15 protein-coding genes and 2 tRNA genes are annotated in these 13,339 nt (G+C 41.5%); 9 read left to right on the top strand and 8 right to left on the bottom strand.

Going from position 1 to position 13,339, the window contains the following annotated elements; genetic code table 11:
* Nucleotides 1-3: 3 nt before the first annotated feature.
* From ahaC to ACZ5XX_RS04745, 6 genes are read left to right on the top strand one after another with little or no spacing between them, the layout of a single operon-like run.
* Nucleotides 4-1,131, top strand: coding sequence for an ATP synthase A1 subunit C (gene ahaC, locus ACZ5XX_RS04770; protein WP_464583066.1), 1,128 nt, complete (start codon nt 4-6; stop codon nt 1,129-1,131).
* Complete coding sequence (locus tag ACZ5XX_RS04765) at nt 1,128-1,448, top strand: V-type ATP synthase subunit F (protein WP_464583065.1); 321 nt, start codon at nt 1,128-1,130, stop codon at nt 1,446-1,448. The genes ahaC and ACZ5XX_RS04765 overlap by 4 nt, the downstream gene beginning before the upstream one ends.
* The gene (locus ACZ5XX_RS04760) at nt 1,445-3,205 is read left to right on the top strand and encodes an ATP synthase subunit A (RefSeq protein WP_464583064.1); all 1,761 of its coding nucleotides are present in this window, start codon (nt 1,445-1,447) and stop codon (nt 3,203-3,205) included. The genes ACZ5XX_RS04765 and ACZ5XX_RS04760 overlap by 4 nt, the downstream gene beginning before the upstream one ends.
* Nucleotides 3,202-4,593 (top strand): ATP synthase subunit B, encoded by a 1,392-nt coding sequence (locus tag ACZ5XX_RS04755; RefSeq protein ID WP_464583063.1) that lies wholly within the window; start codon nt 3,202-3,204, stop codon nt 4,591-4,593. Before ACZ5XX_RS04760 ends, ACZ5XX_RS04755 begins: the two co-directional genes overlap by 4 nt.
* Nucleotides 4,594-4,639: 46 nt before the next feature.
* Nucleotides 4,640-5,281, top strand: coding sequence for a V-type ATP synthase subunit D (locus tag ACZ5XX_RS04750; RefSeq protein WP_464583062.1), 642 nt, complete (start codon nt 4,640-4,642; stop codon nt 5,279-5,281).
* A complete protein-coding gene (locus ACZ5XX_RS04745) occupies nt 5,281-5,670 on the top strand; it encodes a DUF22 domain-containing protein (RefSeq protein WP_464583061.1) in 390 nt (129 codons plus the stop codon). Before ACZ5XX_RS04750 ends, ACZ5XX_RS04745 begins: the two co-directional genes overlap by 1 nt.
* Before the next feature lie 37 nt (nt 5,671-5,707).
* Here ACZ5XX_RS04745 and ACZ5XX_RS04740 read toward each other — a convergent pair whose 3' ends face one another.
* Complete coding sequence (locus ACZ5XX_RS04740; RefSeq protein WP_464583059.1) at nt 5,708-6,124, bottom strand: hypothetical protein; 417 nt, start codon at nt 6,122-6,124, stop codon at nt 5,708-5,710.
* A gap of 3 nt (nt 6,125-6,127) precedes the next feature.
* Entirely contained in the window at nt 6,128-6,460 is a 333-nt protein-coding gene (locus ACZ5XX_RS04735; RefSeq protein ID WP_464583058.1) for a hypothetical protein, read from the bottom strand.
* Nucleotides 6,461-6,525: 65 nt separating this feature from the next.
* Between ACZ5XX_RS04735 and ACZ5XX_RS04730 the strand changes: the two genes are divergently transcribed.
* Together ACZ5XX_RS04730 and ACZ5XX_RS04725 are read left to right on the top strand one after the other, a co-directional pair.
* Entirely contained in the window at nt 6,526-6,951 is a 426-nt protein-coding gene (locus ACZ5XX_RS04730; RefSeq protein ID WP_464583056.1) for a DUF61 family protein, read from the top strand.
* Nucleotides 6,948-7,109 carry a hypothetical protein gene (locus ACZ5XX_RS04725; protein ID WP_464583055.1) on the top strand — a complete coding sequence of 54 codons (162 nt, stop codon included), beginning with the start codon at nt 6,948-6,950 and terminating at the stop codon, nt 7,107-7,109. Before ACZ5XX_RS04730 ends, ACZ5XX_RS04725 begins: the two co-directional genes overlap by 4 nt.
* Here the strand turns inward: ACZ5XX_RS04725 and ACZ5XX_RS04720 are convergent.
* The 5 genes from ACZ5XX_RS04720 to ACZ5XX_RS04700 form a co-directional block, all read right to left on the bottom strand.
* Nucleotides 7,074-8,219, bottom strand: coding sequence for an ATP-grasp domain-containing protein (locus ACZ5XX_RS04720; RefSeq protein WP_464583053.1), 1,146 nt, complete (start codon nt 8,217-8,219; stop codon nt 7,074-7,076). The two genes, ACZ5XX_RS04725 and ACZ5XX_RS04720, sit on opposite strands and share 36 nt — an antisense overlap.
* Nucleotides 8,220-8,252: 33 nt before the next feature.
* Nucleotides 8,253-8,324 (bottom strand) — tRNA-Gln (locus ACZ5XX_RS04715).
* A 29-nt stretch (nt 8,325-8,353) separates the two neighbouring features.
* Nucleotides 8,354-8,425 (bottom strand) — tRNA-Gln (locus ACZ5XX_RS04710).
* 292 nt (nt 8,426-8,717) lie between these two features.
* Nucleotides 8,718-10,166, bottom strand: coding sequence for a phosphoenolpyruvate carboxylase (gene ppcA / locus ACZ5XX_RS04705; RefSeq protein ID WP_464583051.1), 1,449 nt, complete (start codon nt 10,164-10,166; stop codon nt 8,718-8,720).
* A 116-nt stretch (nt 10,167-10,282) separates the two neighbouring features.
* Nucleotides 10,283-11,542, bottom strand: a complete 1,260-nt coding sequence (locus tag ACZ5XX_RS04700; RefSeq protein ID WP_464583050.1) for an exodeoxyribonuclease VII large subunit — start codon at nt 11,540-11,542, stop codon at nt 10,283-10,285.
* A gap of 30 nt (nt 11,543-11,572) precedes the next feature.
* On the opposite strand from ACZ5XX_RS04700, the gene ACZ5XX_RS04695 reads away from it, so the two are divergent.
* Complete coding sequence (locus ACZ5XX_RS04695; protein WP_464583049.1) at nt 11,573-12,508, top strand: transcriptional regulator; 936 nt, start codon at nt 11,573-11,575, stop codon at nt 12,506-12,508.
* On the opposite strand, the gene ACZ5XX_RS04690 is transcribed toward ACZ5XX_RS04695, so the two are convergent.
* Nucleotides 12,505-13,257, bottom strand: a complete 753-nt coding sequence (locus ACZ5XX_RS04690; RefSeq protein WP_464583048.1) for a hypothetical protein — start codon at nt 13,255-13,257, stop codon at nt 12,505-12,507. The two genes, ACZ5XX_RS04695 and ACZ5XX_RS04690, sit on opposite strands and share 4 nt — an antisense overlap.
* Nucleotides 13,258-13,339: the final 82 nt, after the last annotated feature.

Here is a 13,339-nt window from a genome sequence, read left to right as displayed (position 1 = left end):
CACATGATTGACAGCCCCACCATGCTAAAGGCGCTGATAAGTATAATAGCAGCTGCAGGAGCCATCATCATAGTAGTACCCACAATAAGGTTTCTCAGGGATGTTGTACCATTCGCATATCCCACAGCAAGAGTGAGAGCAAGAATGGGGCGTTTATTCACAGACAGACAACTCACAGAGGTCATGGAAACTGAAAACCTTAGAGAGTTCAAAAATTACCTAAGGGGCTTCCCAGATTACGCAAAATACATAGACGAATACCCTATAGAAAAAGCCCTTGAAAGCCAACTTGCAGAAATCTACCAATTAATCACAGAAATAGCACCAAAAAGGATAAAAAAAGTATTCGAGGCACAGTTTAAAAAATGGGATATCAAAAACATAAAAAGCCTCTTAACAGCAAAAGATACTGGTTTGAGTCCAGAGGAAACAACGAACCTCCTAATACCATTTGGCGAATTAAAAGACAAACTAAAAAAGTTAACAGACCTTAAAACAGTCCAGGATATAATAACAGCCCTCGAAGACACAGAATATGGCCCAATACTCGAAGCAGCCCTCTCAGATTATGAGAAGACAAGGATGCTACTACCATTTGAAGCCGCCCTCGATAAATACTACATGGAAACCATCCTAGAAGTCCTAGAAGAATTATCAATCCCAAAAGAAGATGCTGAGATACTGCGCACATACTTCGGCGCGCAAATAGACGCCACAAACCTCAAAATAATACTCCGTGCAAAGGCCGACAACCTCAAATACGAAGACATAAGCCCATACATAATACCAGAAAGTTACCAATTACCCGAATGGAAACTAGAATACCTCATGGAGGCAGAAGACATAAAAGGTATAATAAATGAATTAGAAGGCACAGACTATGGTCCAATACTCGCAGAAGCACTCCCAGAATACGAAGAGACTGGATCTCTAGCCACATTTGAAAGAGCGCTGGAAAAGTATATCAATGAGACCGCAAGAACATTCGCATTAAAAAGGCCCCTCGGTGTAGGTCCCATAATAACATTCCTCAGCAGAAAAGAGGCTGAAATCAAAAACCTCAAAGTGATCGCGCGCACTAAAAGAGAACCAAGCTTCCCAGAACCCATACTTAAGGAGATGTTAATATGAGCACACAAATAGCAGTAGTTGCAGATTCAGACACCGTAACAGGCTTCAGACTAGCAGGTATAAAAGAAGGACATGCCGTGGAAACCCCAGAAGAAGCTGAAAAGATCATCAGAGACCTTATAAAAAAAGAGGTTTCTATTATAATCGTCACAGAAAAGATTGGTGACGAATTAAGAGAATTTATTGATGAAGCCACCGGATCACGCGCATTACCAATAATAATAGAAATACCCGACAAATACGGTCCCTCCGAAGAAAGAGTAGAACCCCTAAGAGAGCTTATCAAAAGAGTAATTGGAATAGAGTTGGTAAAATGATAAAGAAAGGAAAAATTATTAAAGTCGCAGGTCCCGTTATCATCGCGGAAGGAATGAGAGGCACCCAAATGTATGAAATGGTAAGAGTAGGTGAAGAAAAACTAATAGGAGAAATCATCGAACTTGAAGGTGACACAGCCACAGTTCAAGTTTACGAAGAAACAACAGGAATCAAACCAGGAGAAACAGTAGAAAGCACAGGAGGCCCCCTCTCAGTAGAATTAGGCCCAGGGATCATCGGCTCAATCTTCGACGGTATACAAAGACCACTAGAAAACATCAAAATACTAACAGGAGACTACATACAAAGAGGTGTTGACGTACCTCCAATCCCAAAGGACAAAAAATGGGAATTCAAACCACTAGCAGAACCCGGACAAAAAGTACAAGGTGGAGACGTTATCGGAGAAGTCCAAGAAACCTCAGCAGTCACACACAAAATAATAATACCACCAAACATTTCAGGGACGCTGAAAAGCATAGAACCACAAGGAGAATACACAGTAGTAGACACCATAGCAGAAGTAGAAACAGAAACAGGCCCCGAGAAGATCCAGATGATGCAAAAATGGCCAGTTAGGAGGCCAAGACCATACAAGAAAAAACTAGACCCTGACGTGCCCCTCATAACCGGTCAAAGGGCGCAGGACACATTCTTCCCAGTGGCAAAGGGTGGAACAGCAACAATACCAGGACCATTCGGTTCAGGGAAAACCGTAACCCAACAACAGTTAGCTAAATGGGCTGACGCAGACATCATAGTCTATGTAGGATGTGGAGAAAGGGGTAATGAGATGACGGAGGTTCTCAAGGACTTCCCAGAACTCGAAGACCCAAAAACAGGAAAACCACTTATGGACAGGACAGTGCTCATTGCAAACACATCAAACATGCCAGTAGCTGCAAGGGAAGCATGTGTATACACCGGTATAACCATCGCCGAATACTTCAGGGACATGGGATACGACGTCGCACTCATGGCAGACTCAACATCAAGATGGGCAGAGGCCATGAGAGAAATCTCAGGCCGACTCGAAGAAATGCCAGGCGAAGAAGGCTACCCAGCATACCTAGCATCAAGACTTGCACAATTCTATGAAAGAGCTGGCAGAGTCATAACAGCCGGGACAGAAGACAAAATAGCATCAGTATCAATAGTAGGCGCGGTATCACCACCAGGAGGGGACTTCTCAGAGCCGGTTACACAGAACACCCTAAGAATATGTAAAGTGTTCTGGGCACTTGACGCTTCACTCGCAGACAAAAGACACTTCCCAGCTATAGACTGGCTCCAAAGCTACTCACTCTACATTGACAGTATAGAAACATGGTGGGCTAAAAACGTCGACCCAGAATGGAGAAACACAAGAGATAATGCAATGGCACTACTACAAAAAGAAGCCGAACTACAAGAAGTAGTACAACTCGTAGGACCCGACGCTTTACCAGACAGGGAAAGAATAACCCTCGAAACCACGAGGATGATACGTGAAGACTTCCTCCAACAGAACGCTTACCACGAAGTCGACACATACTGCTCGCCAAAAAAACAGTTAAAGATGCTCAAAATTATAATGAAATTCCATGAACATGCAACAGAAGCACTAGAGAGAGGAGCCCCAGCAGCAGACCTTGTAAACCTGCCAGTCAAAGAGGAAATCGGACGTATGAAATACATACCCGAAGATGAATTTGATGAAAGAGTCAAAGAAATCGAAGAGAAGATCGTCCAACAATGTAATGAGGTGTTAAGATGAAAGTAGATATTAAAACCCGAGAATACACCACTGTAAGTGAAGTGTCAGGGCCCCTCATGATAGTGGAAGGCGTTGAAGGAGCAGCATATGGGGAAATCGTTGAAATCGAAACACCAACTGGCGAGAAAAGAAGGGGCCAGGTACTTGAAGTGCGAGAAGACATCGCCGTTGTACAAGTATTCGAGGGTACAAGCGACCTTAACACTGAAACGACAAAAATACGCTTCACAGGAGAAACAGCAAAGATAGGCGTCTCTATGGACATGCTAGGCCGCATATTCGACGGCACAGGGAAACCCATAGACGGCGGCCCAGAGATCATCCCAGAAAAAGAACTTGACATTAACGGTTACCCAATAAACCCCTCAGCAAGAGCATTCCCTGCAGAGTTCATCCAGACAGGTATATCAACAATCGATGGGATGAACACCCTCGTCAGGGGACAGAAACTACCCATCTTTTCAGGTTCAGGATTGCCACACAATGAACTGGCAGCCCAAATCGCAAGACAAGCAAAAGTCCTTACAGAAGAGAGTGAATTCGCAGTCATATTCACAGCCATGGGTATAACACACGAAGAAGCCAATTACTTCATGCGAGACTTTGAACAAACCGGCGCCCTCGAACGTGTAACAGTATTCATGAACCTTGCAGACGACCCCGCCATTGAACGTATAATCACTCCAAGGATGGCCCTTACAACAGCCGAATATTTCGCATTCGAACATGACATGCACGTACTAGTCATACTCACAGATATGACAAATTATTGTGAGGCCTTAAGGGAGATATCAGCTGCTAGGGAAGAAGTCCCTGGTAGGAGAGGATACCCAGGGTACATGTACACGGACCTCGCGAGCATCTATGAAAGAGCAGGTCGTATAATCGGCAAGAAGGGATCAATAACCCAGATGCCGATTTTGGTCATGCCACAAGACGATATTACACACCCAATACCAGACCTCACAGGTTACATTACAGAGGGCCAGGTGGTGCTCAGCCGCGAACTCCACCGTAAAGGTATATATCCACCGGTAGATGTTCTACCATCACTATCAAGGCTCATGAGTGGTGGTATAGGAGAGGGAAGGACTAGAGAGGATCATAGTGGGGTTTCAGACCAATTATATTCCGCATATGCAGAAGGCCGAGACCTCCGCGACCTAGTTGCCGTGGTGGGTGAAGAAGCATTAACTGACAGGGACCGTAAATACTTGCAATTTGCTGATGAATTCGAAAAAAGGTTTATAAACCAGGAACGTGACGAGGACAGGTCAATAGAAGAGACTCTTAACATTGGTTGGGAGCTTCTAAGCATATTACCACGCGCAGAACTCAAGAGAGTGGCTGAAGAGCACATTGACAAATACTTACCAAAAGGGGAATAAACACCCAAAAAGGAACATCTTTTACCTTTTATTGGGGGGATGAACTTTGGCGCAAGAAATAATTGAAGGAATCAACCCAACCAGGATGGAACTTCTAAAACTTAAACAGAGAGAAAAGCTCGCTGTCAAGGGATATAATCTACTAAAGGAAAAAAGAAACGCCCTCATCATGGAATTCTTCAACATACTAGAGAGGGTTAGAGGGGCACGTGAAAGAGTCGAGAAGAAATTGAAAGAAGCATTCGAAGACCTGACAGAAGCGCAGATAATGATGGGGGACATGGCCGTTAACAAAGCCGCCATGGCAGTTAAAGAGTTTCTCAAAGTTGAAATCGATTCCAGGAATATAATGGGTGTTGTTGTCCCAGTAGTTGAAATAGAATCAACAGAAAGATCCATGGTCGAGCGAGGATATGGTCTAGTAGACACTTCTGTTAAACTTGACGAGGCTGCTAAAAAATTTGAGGAATCAGTATCCCTCATAGTAGAATTGGGTGAGATAGAAAAAAGTGTAAGGTTGCTTGCAGGGGAGATAGAATCCACAAAAAGGAGGGTTAACGCCCTTGAAAACATAATTATACCAAGGCTACAGAATACAGTCAGTTACATTGAAATGCGATTAGAGGAGATGGAAAGAGAGAACTTTGTGAGATTGAAGATGATTAAAGAATCCATGGAGATGGAGTAATGGTCAGAATATTAACAAGACTTGGCGAGGTTAAAAGGGCAACTGAAAAATACGCGAAAGAACTAGTTGATTTCAGATTACTAGATGCTGATATCTACGGTCATTTGAGGGCTATACTTGCAGCTGAAAATGTAAAGGTGAAAGCAGGGGAAATAAAACCCATCAGAATAAAGAGGATTAGGATCCCCAGCAATCATATAGTTTACTTGTGTGCTTATGCAACTCACGGACTAGGACATGTAATCGCGGCTGGAGAAGAGGTGCCTCTACCCATCAGTATGGAGAGAATCGCAGACCACGCAACCTTTGCAGCGGCCCTTAGTGGTGAGATAAAGAAGAATGACCTTCTAGGTGTCCTGATACTTCTACCAATAGAATTAACCCATTAAATATTGATCCCATTGGGGGGACTGTTAGGGCCCCCATCTAAATTCTCCCTTTACTCAGCTGCTTGATGATCTCGTCAATGTCATTAATTAATTCATTTATCTTTTCTCTGATTTCATTGTAGGGTTTTATTCTGGCTTCTCGATCCTTTTCAATTTTCTTCAATACCTTTAGTCTTAGTGTGTGCGAGTCTTTTCCCGCCAACCTTTTGAATAGTGATGGATTCGCCTCGTAATCTTCTATTTCCCGGCGGATGGCTATTCTCTTTATAAGATAACCCACCTCGATATCCCGTATATCCTCCACCACCTTCTTTTTTAACCTTCTAAGGATCCTCTTCTTCCTTTTCACTTCTATTAACGTTTTTTGGAGCTTTGAAGGCGTGGAAGTGTCAATTTCCAAGTCTTCAACCTCTTTTATTAACTTGTAATAATAATCCAACCTCATTTTTGTCATGGCCTATGCAAATTTAAATTGGACTTCAAGGATGCCATCATGTACCCTGCATTTTGTGTCTATGTCTTCATGTTTCTTCTCCAATTCTCGGATACGATAGAAGACATTTGTAAGCGCACTTGTGGTGAATCTTCCAAACTCATTTTCACCCTTGGATGAGACAAGGAGAATTGAAACCTCCCCATCCTTTATCCTGACATTGTAATTTATCGCATTAAGGTATATAGCATCAGCCAAGCGTAAAAGAATCTTGATATACTTTATTGGGAGTCCGCTTGTACTTATAAGTTCTTTTATTTTATCATTTTCTCTGCATTGTTCAATATCAATATCCAACTTAACATCCCCCATGGATACTTTGATATTTTATAAGATATTAATATATTGTGATGAGAGATGAGATGGATAGAACTGAAAGACTTATAAAGAAGCAGATTGTCATCCTTAACAGGCACGTGCCAAGGAAGAGGAAAACCCTCAAGGAACTCCTAGGAGAGGAAAAACCCCATGTAATCGGGGCGGATGGGAGCAGACACAGGTTCAAGACAGACGAACTTAAGTTCATAGCCTCATTACTCTCCGAGAATGAACAGGAACGTCTCAGATTACCCATATATATAGAAATAGATGCGACAATTTCTGGTGCGAGGATAAAAGGGAAACTAGAAGCTAAAATAGTCTCATATATTATAGGAAGAGAAATAGACGAATATGATATACCAGATGAGATACACATTTACAATCCTGAGATCAGGATTCTGAGAAGAGAACTCCCAACCACAACCCAATATATTTTCCTCGTCAACAATTTGGAGGGTGTCAAATGACTAGGGACCCTATTGAGGAATACCTTAAAGACCCTGATAGGAGAGCTAAAGTATTCCTAATACTAACATGGGGTATGATACTTACAAGGATACTAATAGCAATAGGACTCATCATATTCATACTAATACTCTTGGGTATAATAAAGGTGCCTGTCTAGGACTTTTAATCTCCCCATAACCTGTTTAAAACTCCTTTTAATATTCCCAAGGAGAATGTTGAGATTTTCGTGAGAATCGAGTAAGGTTACCAGCGGCTCACCTGCTTCTATTATGGAACCATCACAGGGTATATCATATACTCTTGGGAGGTTGAGATCGCCAACCTGGCACTTGAAAGGGGTATAAATTATCTTCTTCATCGTATATTTCTTCCTTGGGGGTTCATTTATGAGTTCGCCTTCACAGGCGCTGATATGAGCAGATAACATGTTAATGCCAAGGGAGAGTTGAGCGCATTCAAAAGTGCCTTGTATGCGAGGATTAACTTCAATCACGTATAAACCATCTGGGGATAAAACCATGTCAACACCGTTTGATCCTAGAAGAGCCAAGTTTCTGATCACGTCTTCTCCTACTTTTTTAATCTCAGGGTAGGGTGCGGGCACTATATTCCCTGCATATATAAGATTATCTTCCCATCCTCTGATATTAGTGTTTATCAGTTGCCTACTTGTCAAGATAGTCATAACGTCTTTGCCAGTGGAGAGTACAGAAGCGCTTAAATGTAATCCTTCAATAAATTCTTGGAGGATAAATGGGCCTCTAGGATCTTCTCTATAATCTGATATGGGGGAAACTCCAAAACCTCCAGATCCTATTAAAGGTTTTATTAGGAATCTTTTTTCTGGTTTCTGTTTTTGTATCTCCCATGCTTCTTCCATATCATCTAATTTATAAGTTTCTGGGACTTTGAATTTCCCACATAACCTTTTATATAAAGTGTATTTGTCTTCTATTTTCTGAGTTTTTTTGTTACCAAGGATTTTCCGGGAAGGGAAATCCTCAGGGAACCCTCCACTTAAAACTATGATCTTGTCGACTTCATCTAAAAAATCCTCTGCTAAAACTTTAAGATTTGATGGTTTAAATTTCTCATGGAACCTCCCTGAAGATTTTAGGGGTTCCTGTTCTAGTATGCACCTTCTTTCATGGTAAGAATCAAAATCCTTTGGACAATAATAACTTACAGAATAGACCTCAAATCCAAGATCATATGCCGCCTTTGCAACAGGTCTTGTATTCACACCTACTATGAGAAGTCTCTCCATTTCCAAAACCTTCAAAAAAATGATATAGGATGATAGTCCCGAGCGGAGTCGAACCGCTGTCACCGGGTCCAAAGCCCGGTAGGATTACCACTACCCCACGGGACTATGAGAATCTGCCCAAAAGGAAGATGGTATAGTCCCGAGCGGAGTCGAACCGCTGTCGATGGGTCCAGAGCCCATCAGGATTGCCACTACCCCACGGGACTATAAAATAGTGAACTACTCCACTTGACGGGCGGGGTTTCCTGCTCCATGGAGAGGACTTGCCCCGCGATCACCTTTTGGTAAGTGATCAAAGGGGGTGGAGATCTTCTTTCCATGGACGTTCGGGCCGTTCCAGCCCCCACATCTTGGATTATAGTCTTGTATTTTCATATATATAAAACTTTCCCATTCCACCATTCCTATGGTATTCTCCCGCTTTCGCTGGAGAGTTAGCAGCGACGAATGTTAAAAGGATTAGTCATGACAAGCCCCCCACACCTACCTTGGGGGGTTTTATCCGAGGAATCTTCTCAGACTTGCCGCTTCAAGTATCCTTGTCTGGATTATCCTTATCTGGCCAAGTGATAAGCTCTTGTTTATATCATCAACTAGTTTTTTGTGTTTTCTGTCATATTCTATATCAGGGAAGTGTTCTTTGATCTTCCAGTGTAGTTCCTCTTCCAAGTAAGGTGAATGGGGATTCATGTATCTGAGGGCATCTATCATGTCCTTTTCAAGGTTTATGTAAATGTCGTGGAGGTGTTCAATATCCTTGTCAGAGAGGGCGTTGAAGCCTAGGATTTCAGGCGGCACCCCAATAGAATAAAGGGCTGCTGTGAAGGTTATGGCTCTTGGGAGTGAAACTTTACCGATACTTCTTGAATATCCGAACAATCCTATGTGGAGTTTCCTCTTCCTCCTCCTGGGCACGTATTTAGCCACACGATTTATGATATCTGCAAGTTTTAGGACTTGGCGGCGGTATTCTCTACAATATTTTTCCATGATCTTAATCGCGGTTTCAGCGTTTATCTCTTGTGCTTTACCTGGTTTTTTGGATTTTAATTTGTCAATAGCCCTGATAACTTCTCTTGGCGGATGGTCATATTTGAAGGATGATTGTAACGTGAATGTATAGGTGCTCGGATATTCTCTTACAATATTATCTATATTGGATGGTTTTAGGTTTCCCCTAAAGGGGGCTGAACCCATACCTACTATGGGGTATATTCTTGTCCCTGTTTCTTCTTCGATCCCCTTGAGATTGTAAAGTGCAAGCTTATTGAGTATGACCGCAGATATCATCCCATAGTTCATAGCCGGGTCTGAACGTGCCAAAAACACTCTTTGATGGCTGATTTCTTTCTCATTTAAATATTCTAAGGTTATATTGGCTGCAGAGAGCATCGCGTCACGGTCTTCGAATAATGGTATTACATTTATCGTTTTGGGTTTGAATTCTCCTATCCATTCTTTTATGGTCACATCCCCGAGTGTGAAATCCTCTTTTCCTACAACGAAATCTTTATAATAGTTATAGATGCGATTAAGTGATGTGCTAGAAGATGTCATTGGGAGTATAACCTCGAAGACTGGGGCCTCTTCCACCCCATAGAATAAGGTTGCTGTATCATATGAACGGGGTATGCTTTCAAGAGTTTCAAGGAGTATCTTCGCTTCTTCACGTTCAACTGTGGGATTAGGAACCCTTAAGGTTAATCTGCAATCTTTTCCCAGTATGTTTTCTTGGAAGAATGATTTATAATTTGCAAGGAGTTTTTTCACAACATAATTATCAACCTCTTTACCTTCACAATCCCACATTTGTTCATCACATCCAAGATGGGAAAACACATAATATGCTTCTTTTATCTCGTCTTCTCCACTAAGAAGCGGACTTGATGCGAAGAATGGTGGATTTACATTATCAGGATGTTGCGTGCTCATACACCTAGGAATCATAGTTATGCACCCTTATATTACTTAGTAGTAGATTGGGATATAATAATTATGGAGGATAGGGATGCACCTTATAGGTGTTTGATACGTAATTAGGCATGTCTTCCAGTTACAGGGGCTTATGAGCATCCTTTTATCCCCATTCTTATGAGTTGTTTTGATAGGTGGCGTCTTGCACAAGTTGGGACTTCATAGTATCCTTCTTTTAATGATCTTGGGATTTTTTTTGGGATTTTCTGGGCATTCGATTTTTTACCGCAATTTGGACATTTAAACCCTTTATTTTTTCCCGCTGATTTCATCCTTTTACCACAGGAACAGATAGGGTTTTCATATCTTATCAAAGGTTTTACGTGTTCTATTTTTATCTTTTCGATATTTAGGGTTCCATGGACTCCTATACCACCAAATACTTTCACTTTATCCCCTGGTCTTAATTTCATTATCGTTTTTCGGAAATCCTTTGTGGGTTCATAGGCTGCACATTCTATCTCACCAGTGTTATCCTTTAGAGTGAAGAATACATGCCCCCCTTCAATTACCCTGGGCCCATCTTTAACTTCGCCTGAGACAAGATAACAACTGAATTGTCTCATCTGGGATATGCTGTCAACCCTTTGGATGTGTTGATCAGTATGTTGGTTGGTCTCAAAAATACAGTATCTCTCGATCTTTTCTCCAACTTTTATCATCTGGTGGGCTCTTATAAGGGCCCTTGGGGATTCACCCCTTATACCATAAAGAATTGGACATGGAGTGTGTGGTTCTATAGCTATATAATCATTGTCAATATTATCAAATGTTTCTGGGTAGGTTTCCTTATCCATCCTCCTAACAGATTCCTTGTCGATTTTTCTCTTTTTACCATAATTTTCAGGTACACGATAAGCTATGAGCTCATAAGTTTTATCTGGTAAAGGGCATCCTATAGCTGCCAATGCGCCTATAATACCCCTGCCATTCTTGTATTCATAAACTTCAGCCCCTATTTTATCAGCCAACCTTCTAGCATCTTCTATGGTTAATATTCGCCTTATAGCATTAAGAGCGAACCTTTTCAAACTATCATAGATTTTGCCTTCATAAAATACCACCCCAGGATTTGTATCATCATTTTTAAACTCTGAAAGTTTTGATACAAGAGACAACACTACATCCTTCACCTTCTCGACTTCATCCCCCCCTTGGACCTCCACTCTAAATGAAACCGCCCCATTACCCCTAGTTTTATGGGGGGCGAATGGGTTGAGCCTTATCAGTCTAGGATAACCTTTTATGGTATAACCGCAAACCTTAAGTTTCTCGATTATTAAACATGAAACATAGGTAGTGCACATTCCACTGGGAGAATCTGTATCATCGATACCCACATGTAACATGTTTCACACCTCCCCTTTTTGGTGGTTTAATTGAATAGGGAAAAAATACTCCAAGAATTATATGATATACTCACAACACATGGGTTTAAAGTATCCCACATTTATGAAAGGAGCTGCTTTGACCTCTTAGCAAGGAAGAAACTCTTACTTCTCCTAAAAGTACTCGTTAATATTGATTCTATTAATAGTTTACAAGCTCATGAAATAAAAAAGGTTGCCTATACCTTCCTAGCAGCACCCCTCATCATAGGCCTAAAATCTAAGACAGACTACCTTGAAGAAGATGTAGTATACGAAAGGCATGGTATACCCGCCATAGCCCTTAAAACATTGAAAAACATGATCATGGAAGACCATCACCCAGAAGTTTTCGCTGACAGGGGCGGATATTATGTGCAGATAGATGGTAACACCCTAAGGGAAGTTAGAGAAGAATATAATATGTCGCTCAAAGACCTAGCAGATATAGCCCACGTATCAAGGGAGACCATCTACAAGTATGAGAACGGTCTTGTAAGAGCCTCCCCCGAAACCGCGATGATACTCGAGGAGATACTGAATATAAAGATAATACTTTCAATTGACCTTTTCAAGGCACCTGAGTTTGACAAGGACATCATGGAGAACAAACCTGACAAGCGGTCTGAAAAACTTGTTGAACTAGGCTTCGGCGTGGTCCAAACCCAAAAGGCACCATTTGACGCCCTTGCCAAGGATATGAAATTTGAGAATACAATTATAGCAGATCTTGAGAAGAATAGGGATACCCGAACACTTAAGAGGATGGCCGTCCCATTAAAGGACATATCATTAGTCACGGGATCGGATGCTGTTTTCATATTGAAGAATCCTAGGATCAGAGAATCCTTCGAGGGCATACCAGTAATCAAAGATTGGGAGATAAATGAAATAGAAAGCTCAAAGGAGTTCTTGAAGATAATAGCCGAGAGAAAAGAATACAATTAATACTTAAAGAGCAAAGTGAATGTCTCTTCGGCCTCTTCAACAGATGCGACACCTATACTAACCATGTCAATATAATCCACGCTTTCCAAGAATTTAAAAGCCTCATCAGGTTTTAATATACCAGCGGCTAATATTTTATGTGCCATAATAAACTTACCAGTGTCTAGTATCATCTCTTCTAGTTCTTTTCTCTCATCCTTTAAAAAACAGGGGAAATCCATCATATATCCAAGCTTATTTAAAGGTATCATGTAAATGTCAAAAAGATCTAGTATATCATCAGAGACGAGAAGTTTCCTTGTGGTGTTCCGCGGAAAGGCAGTTATAAGACCACATACCACACCAGTATTATTTATAGAATTTAACAGATCCTCCAATTCCCATGCCTCTAATTTATCAGTATATTCTTCGTCTAACAGTATGGCATCCGCTTCCAAGTCTAAAAGGAGTCTAAGATCCTCCTGGAATCTCCCAGCTCTTATAGTCCCGATGATGCTGAAATCTAAACCCGATTCAACGGCCCCCCTTAACGCCTCAATAACTGGGGGTTCTGGTATGAGTTGTATGGCCCTAACTCCCAAATTATAGGACGTCTCGATGATCTTCCGGATATTTTCTGGATTATTATAAAGGTCTATCTGGTATAAGCGGGATCTATGGCCAAAATATGTTAAACCTGCAAATGGTGCTGTCCCTAACGAAGTACATGGTATACTTTTATCCTTAATTTTAACAGATCCCTCAAACATGCTCTCAACCTACTGTTCTACCTCTTGGAACAAATTAAGCGCGGTGGGGGGGAATAACCCCAACTGGAAGTTAATATTCCAG

It is taken from the genome of Methanothermobacter crinale (assembly GCF_055397825.1).
This window is presented reverse-complemented; position numbering and strand designations above follow the sequence as displayed.

Bases quoted from the DNA above. Each gene is read 5' to 3' on its own strand.
- ACZ5XX_RS04745 (WP_464583061.1), top strand. From the start codon at position 5,281: ATGGTCAGAATATTAACAAGACTTGGCGAGGTTAAAAGGGCAACTGAA.
- ACZ5XX_RS04760 (WP_464583064.1), top strand. From the start codon at position 1,445: ATGATAAAGAAAGGAAAAATTATTAAAGTCGCAGGTCCCGTTATCATC.
- ahaC (WP_464583066.1), top strand. From the start codon at position 4: ATGATTGACAGCCCCACCATGCTAAAGGCGCTGATAAGTATAATAGCA.
- ACZ5XX_RS04755 (WP_464583063.1), top strand. From the start codon at position 3,202: ATGAAAGTAGATATTAAAACCCGAGAATACACCACTGTAAGTGAAGTG.
- ACZ5XX_RS04725 (WP_464583055.1), top strand. From the start codon at position 6,948: ATGACTAGGGACCCTATTGAGGAATACCTTAAAGACCCTGATAGGAGA.
- ACZ5XX_RS04700 (WP_464583050.1), bottom strand. From the start codon at position 11,542: ATGTTACATGTGGGTATCGATGATACAGATTCTCCCAGTGGAATGTGC.
- ppcA (WP_464583051.1), bottom strand. From the start codon at position 10,166: ATGATTCCTAGGTGTATGAGCACGCAACATCCTGATAATGTAAATCCA.
- ACZ5XX_RS04690 (WP_464583048.1), bottom strand. From the start codon at position 13,257: ATGTTTGAGGGATCTGTTAAAATTAAGGATAAAAGTATACCATGTACT.
- ACZ5XX_RS04740 (WP_464583059.1), bottom strand. From the start codon at position 6,124: ATGACAAAAATGAGGTTGGATTATTATTACAAGTTAATAAAAGAGGTT.
- ACZ5XX_RS04765 (WP_464583065.1), top strand. From the start codon at position 1,128: ATGAGCACACAAATAGCAGTAGTTGCAGATTCAGACACCGTAACAGGC.
- ACZ5XX_RS04720 (WP_464583053.1), bottom strand. From the start codon at position 8,219: ATGGAGAGACTTCTCATAGTAGGTGTGAATACAAGACCTGTTGCAAAG.
- ACZ5XX_RS04730 (WP_464583056.1), top strand. From the start codon at position 6,526: ATGGATAGAACTGAAAGACTTATAAAGAAGCAGATTGTCATCCTTAAC.